5 protein-coding genes are annotated in these 6000 nt (G+C 71.5%); 2 read left to right on the plus strand and 3 right to left on the minus strand.

The genetic code is table 11. The annotated features are described in order from the left end of the window. Positions 1-72: 72 nt before the first annotated feature. Together ACIQ7D_RS35590 and ACIQ7D_RS35595 are read right to left on the minus strand one after the other, a co-directional pair. Positions 73-1713, minus strand: a complete 1641-nt coding sequence (locus ACIQ7D_RS35590) for an amidohydrolase (protein ID WP_403945071.1) — start codon at positions 1711-1713, stop codon at positions 73-75. A 116-nt stretch (positions 1714-1829) separates the two neighbouring features. Further along, positions 1830-2270, minus strand: a complete 441-nt coding sequence (locus ACIQ7D_RS35595; RefSeq protein ID WP_385004436.1) for an Lrp/AsnC family transcriptional regulator — start codon at positions 2268-2270, stop codon at positions 1830-1832. Positions 2271-2497: 227 nt separating this feature from the next. Between ACIQ7D_RS35595 and ACIQ7D_RS35600 the strand changes: the two genes are divergently transcribed. After that, positions 2498-2896, plus strand: coding sequence for a hypothetical protein (locus ACIQ7D_RS35600; RefSeq protein WP_403945072.1), 399 nt, complete (start codon positions 2498-2500; stop codon positions 2894-2896). A gap of 7 nt (positions 2897-2903) precedes the next feature. Here ACIQ7D_RS35600 and ACIQ7D_RS35605 read toward each other — a convergent pair whose 3' ends face one another. After that, positions 2904-4076, minus strand: coding sequence for an acyl-CoA dehydrogenase family protein (locus tag ACIQ7D_RS35605; protein WP_403945074.1), 1173 nt, complete (start codon positions 4074-4076; stop codon positions 2904-2906). A gap of 429 nt (positions 4077-4505) precedes the next feature. On the opposite strand from ACIQ7D_RS35605, the gene ACIQ7D_RS35610 reads away from it, so the two are divergent. Further along, positions 4506-5771 (plus strand): glycoside hydrolase family 18 protein, encoded by a 1266-nt coding sequence (locus ACIQ7D_RS35610; protein ID WP_403945076.1) that lies wholly within the window; start codon positions 4506-4508, stop codon positions 5769-5771. The last annotated feature ends 229 nt before the right edge of the window (positions 5772-6000 follow it).

A 6000-nucleotide genomic window follows, 5' to 3' on the forward strand; every position in this document is an offset into this window, starting at 1 on the left:
GTCAGCGCCGAAGACCCGCAGGTCGCGGCAGAGGCCGGTAAGCATCGGTCGGCGGTACGAAATGTCCGTACGTCACTCGTTCGGGCTCACGAACACGGTGTGCCCGCCGACAACGGTCCGCAGGCATACGGGCAGCGGACGCCCCGGCGTGAGATCCGGCAGGCCGGGCGTCCCGGAGCGCGGGTCCGTCGACCAGCGCGCCACCCGGTCGTCGGGCGCCTGCACCACCAGCTCCTCGGTACGCCAGAGCGCGTAGTCGGCGGGCGCGCCCGGCACCAGCGTCCCCGCGTCGTCCCGGCCCACAGCCCGCCAGCCGCCCCGGGTGTGCGCGGTGAACGCGGCCCGTACGGAGATCCGGTGCCCGGGCGTGCGGTGGAAGGCGGCGGCCCGCACGGTCCCCCACGGGTCGAGCGGGGTGACCGGACTGTCCGAGCCGAGCGCCAGCGGCACCCCGGCGCGCAGCAGCGCCGCGTACGGATTGAGGGTACGGGCCCGCTCGACGCCGAGCCGGCGCGCGTACATACCCTCCTCGCCGCCCCAGACCGCGTCGAAAGCGGGCTGCACGGAAGCGGTGAGCCCGAGCTCCGCGAAGGCGGCGACCGTCTCCGGAGTGAGCATCTCGGCATGCTCCACGCGGTGCCTGGCGGCCCGGATCCGCGCCAGGCCAAGACGCTCGGCGGCGGCCCGCACCCCTGCCACGACCGTACCGATCGCCGCGTCACCGATGGCGTGGAAACCGGCCTGGAGCCCGGCCTCGGTACAGGCGGCGACATGGGCGGCGACGGCGTCCGCGTCGAGATGCGCGGAACCGGAGTGGGCGGCGTCGGCGTACGGCTCACCCAGAGCCGCGGTGTGCGAGCCGAGCGAACCGTCCACGAACAGATCGCCCGCGGCCCCCGCCGCCCCCAGCTCCCGGACCCGCCGGGCGTCCTTCTCGTCGCCGACCAGCTCCGCCCAGTAGCCGTGGACCCGCGGCCCCGCCTCGTCCCGGGCGAGCGCCAGCAGCGCCGTGAAGTCCCCCTCGTCGGAGATCTCGGGCCCCGCGCACTCGTGCAGCGTCCCGATCCCGAGCGAAGCGGCCCGCGACCGGGCCGCGCGCTGCGCCTCGGTGCGCTGACGGGCACTGACGGCCCCCTGAGCGGCCTTGCGTACGGCATGGTGCGCCGCGGCGGTCAGCGGCCCCTCAGTGCGGTAGCCGGCCAGCGAGGTGACGCGGGGAACCAGATCGAGCAGTGCCGTCGTCACCACGGCCGAATGCACATCGACCCGCGGCAGATACACCGCCCGGCCACCGGCCGCCTCGTCCAACTCGGCCCGCGTCGGCGCCCGCCGCCCGGGCCAGCGCTCGGCGTCCCACCCGTGCCCGAGCAGAACCCGCTCGTCCGGCCGCGCGGCACTGTGCGCCCGTACGAGCGCGAGCGCCTCCCCCAGACTGCCGGCACCGGACAGATCGAGCCCCGTCAGAGCGAGCCCCGTCGCCGTGGTGTGCACATGGGCATCCGTGAAAGCCGGCGTGACCAGCGCGCCATCCAGATCCACGACCTCGTCCGCCCCGGCGACAAAGGAGTCGGCGGCCCCCTCCGAGCCCACCCAGGCGACATGTCCGCGCTCGACGAGCATCGCGGTGGCGAAAGGGTCGGCGGGGCTGTGCACTTCTCCACGACGCAGAAGCACGGTGCGATGGTCGGCCTGGGAGCCAATACGGTCACTCATAACCCCAGTCTGCCTTCTTTTTTTGGGGGGCTCGGTTCGCCTCCGGGGCGCCTCATGCCACTGTCGACGGTCGGCCGTCGACGTCGACGGGAGGCGCCCCGGAGGCGAACCGAGCCCTAAAAAGAAGGCGCCCGGGATTCGTAAGGAGTGGAGAGGACCACTGTGGTGCGGGTGGAGACGCCTGCCAGGGAGCGGATCCGGGTCAGGAGGTGTTCGAGTTCCAGGGGGGTGGGGACGCGGACCTTGAGGATGTAGTTCTCGTCGCCGGCGACGCTGTGGCACGCCTCGATCTCCGCGATGCCGGAGAGGCGTTCCGCGATGTCGTCGGGGGCGCTGGGGTCGAAGGGTTTGACCGAGATGAACGCGGTGAGGGGCAGGCCGACCGCTTCCGGGTCGACGACGGCCGCGTAGCCGCGGATCACTCCGCGCTGCTCCAGGCGGCGTACGCGCTGATGCACCGCCGAGGTGGACAGGCCGGTGGCCTTGCCCAGGTCGGTGTAGCTCATGCGGCCGTCCTTGACGAGCAATTCCACGATCTGACGATCCAGCTCCTCCATGCGGATCAACCTATTGCCCCGGGGGCGTTCCGGCACAGCCGGGCCGCGCCAGGGCCGGATCGGAGGGGGCGGTTCCGCGCGCATCTGCGGGTGGCATGTGACGAAGACCACATACCTGCGGCCGTGTCCGCCGAGACCTTACGGTTACCTGGCGCGCGCGACGGGAAGTGCTTGCTGTGGTCGAGACCACAGCAGCCTGGTCGGCCCACCCGAGGGGGAATGTCTCCATGCAGAGTCTCAAGCGCGCCGGACGTACCGAGCCGGTCCCTGTCGATCTCGACGAGAGTGACGAGATCGACTCCTACGACACCTTCGAGATGTACCGGGTCGTCTGCCCGGACTGCGTGCAGCCGATCGCGCTGCTCGCCGACGAGGACACCTTGCCGGAGCACGCGCTGTGCCCCACTCCGTGGAACCCGTTCGTGCTGTCGGTGTGCGCCGGTACGGGCCGCGCCGCTGCCGAGGCGCGGCCCGCGGACTCCTCGTACGAGGCCCAGGAGCAGGACACCGGGCTGCTGCTGACGCTCCCCCAGGGGCTCGACTGGCGTACGCAGCCCTTCTCGCACGTCGGCGGCCCGGGCTCGCGTCCGGTCAGGGTGCCGACCGTGCGGCGCGACGCCGCCTGAAGTGCTGTCAGCGGGTCTCCGGGCCCGCGAGATGGCGTGCGATGACCATCCGCTGGATCTGGTTGGTGCCTTCGACGATCTGTAGCACCTTCGCCTCGCGCAGATAGCGCTCCGCCGGGAAGTCGGCCGTGTAGCCGTAGCCACCGAGCACCTGTACGGCGTCGATGGTGACCCGCATGGCCATGTCGGTGCAGAACAGCTTGGCCATGGCGGCCTGCGGGGAGAAGGGCCGGCCCGCGTCGCGCAGCCGCGCCGCGGCGAGGTAGAGCGCGCGTCCGGCCTCGATACGGGTCGCCATGTCGGCGAGCAGGAAGCGCAGCCCCTGGAAGTCCGCCACGGGTCTGCCGAACTGCCGCCGTCCGGTGGCGTACGTGACGGCCTCGTCCAGGGCGGCCTGGGCGACGCCGACGGCGCAGGCCGCGATGCCGAGGCGTCCCGAGTCGAGTGCGGAGAGCGCGATCGTGAAGCCCTGGCCCTCCTCGCCGACCCGGCGGTCGTCGGCCACGCGTACGCCGTCGAAGTGGAGTTGGGCGGTGGGCGAGCCCTTCATGCCCATCTTCTTCTCGGGCGGAGCCGCGTTCAGTCCGGGCGCGTCGCCGGGTACGAGAAACGCGGTGATGCCGCGCGCGCCGTCCCCGCCGGTCCGGGCGAGCACGGTGTAGAAGTCCGCGATCCCGCCATGGGTGATCCATGCCTTGGTGCCGGTGAGGACCCAGTGGTCGCCGTCGCGTACGGCCTTGGTGCTGAGCGAGGCGGCGTCGGAGCCCGAGGCGGGTTCGGAGAGGCAGTACGCGCCGAGCAGGCCGCCGCCGAGCATCGCGGGGAGGAGTCCGGTCTGCTGGCCCTTGCCGCCGTAGCCGGCGAGGGCGTGGCAGGCGAGGGTGTGGACGCTGACGCCGAGGCCCACGGTGAGCCGGGCGGCGGCGAGTTCTTCGAGTACCTGGAGGTAGACCTCGTACGGTTGTCCCCCGCCGCCGAGGGCGGTGTCGTAGGGGAGGCCGAGCAGACCGGAGGTGGAGAGCAGACGGAAGAGTTCGCGCGGGAAATGCCCGGCGTCCTCCTCCTCGGCGGCCTTCGGGGCGATCTCCCGCCGGCTGATGTCGCGTACGAGGGCGACGAGGTCCTGGGCCTCCTCGGTGGGCAGCAAACGGTCCACCGGATGCGGGGCGCGGTCGGACATGGCGGCGCTCTCCTCCCTGTCGGGCGCTGAGGCGGTCGCGCGCGGGTGTGGGCGGGCGCCGCCGGCGTGGGGTCCGGGGAGGTCCCCGGACGGGTCGTACCTGCCTCGCCGATGCTGCCCTCCCGGATCGCGGCAGGGTCTGATCGGTAGCTGTGGCGCGTTCAGTGTGCCCGATCGGAGGGCGTTCGTCACGGGTTGGCGATCATGCGCCAGGTGTGGTCACGGGCGGTACGGGACCGGATGCGACCGGCGTCGCGACGGGGGTTAATTGGTCCGAACCATTGACCCCAGTGGTCTAGTCCTTCTAACGTCCCCTTCTGAAGCCGCTTCATCAGTCCCTTCCCACACGCCTGGCATCTCCGCCCAGTCGGCGATTTAGGCCCTTCCCCCCACCCGCGCTTCCTGCTTCCTCCCCCACGAGGAGACTCCATGTTCAGGCTCCACCGTTCCCGTTCCCGTGCCCGGTTCCGGGCGCTGACCGCCGCCGCGTGTACCGCCGTTCTCGGCGTGACCCTGCTCTCCGGGGCGGGCACCGCCGCGGCCGGCGAGACCACAGCGGCCGCACCCGCACCCGCTGCCGCGCCTGCCGCCGCGGCCGGGGACAAGGTCATCGGATACTTCACCAACTGGGGTGTCTACGACCGCAATTACCACGTGAAGAACATCGAGACGTCCGGCTCGGCCGGCAAACTCACGCACATCAACTACGCCTTCGGCAATGTCACCGGCGGCAAGTGCGCCATCGGCGACTCGTACGCGGACTACGAGAAGGCGTACACCGCCGACCAGAGCGTGGACGGCGCCGCCGACACCTGGGACCAGCCGCTGCGCGGCAACTTCAACCAGCTGCGCAAGCTCAAGGCGATGCACCCCGGTCTCAAGGTGATCTGGTCCTTCGGCGGCTGGTCGTGGTCCGGCGGCTTCGCCGAGGCGGCGAAGAACCCAGCGGCGTTCGCGCAGTCCTGCCGCGATCTGGTCGAGGACCCGCGCTGGGCCGATGTGTTCGACGGGATCGACATCGACTGGGAGTACCCGAACGCCTGCGGGCTGACCTGTGACACCAGCGGGCGGGACGCCTTCAAGGACATGGCGGCGGCGCTGCGCGGCACGTTCGGCTCGGATCTGGTGACGGCGGCGATCACGGCCGACGGCACGGACGGCGGGAAGATCGACGCCGCGGACTACGCGGGCGCCGCGCAGTACCTCGACTGGTACAACCCGATGACGTACGACTTCTTCGGCGCCTTCGCCGCGCAGGGCCCCACCGCCCCGCACTCGCCGCTGACCTCGTACACGGGCATCCCGACGCAGGGCTTCGACTCGGACACCGCGATCACCAAGCTCAAGAGCCTCGGCGTCCCGTCCGAGAAGCTGCTGCTGGGCATCGGCTTCTACGGGCGCGGCTGGTCCGGCGTCACCCGGGCGGAGCCGGGCGGCACCGCGACGGGCGCGGCGCCGGGGAAGTACGAGGCGGGCATCGAGGACTACAAGCTCCTCAAGGACCGCTGCCCGGCCAGCGGCACGGTCGGCGGCACCGCGTACGCCTTCTGCGGCGACCAGTGGTGGAGCTACGACACCCCGGCCACGATCGCCGGGAAGATGGCGTACAAGGACCAGCAGGGCCTGGGCGGCACCTTCTTCTGGGAGCTGAGCGGGGACACCGCGAACGGTGAGCTGATCAAGGCCATCAACTAGACGAGTCATTCCGAAGTAGCGTCGTCCGCCCCTTGGGGCGGGCGGGGAGGTGTCAGGTGCACTGCACTCGCCGCGCTCGCTCCGTCTCGGCGCATTGAACGGTCCTTCGGATGCCGAGCGCAGCCGCAAGGCGCAGGAGGGAAGCGACGCGGGAGCGGATGGGGTCTCCCCTGGTCGAGCGAAGCCGAGACCTTGGGGATGACCGACGACAACGCCGCGGATGTGCGTG

This window comes from Streptomyces sp. NPDC096310 (assembly GCF_044763125.1).
Lineage (GTDB): Bacteria > Actinomycetota > Actinomycetes > Streptomycetales > Streptomycetaceae > Streptomyces.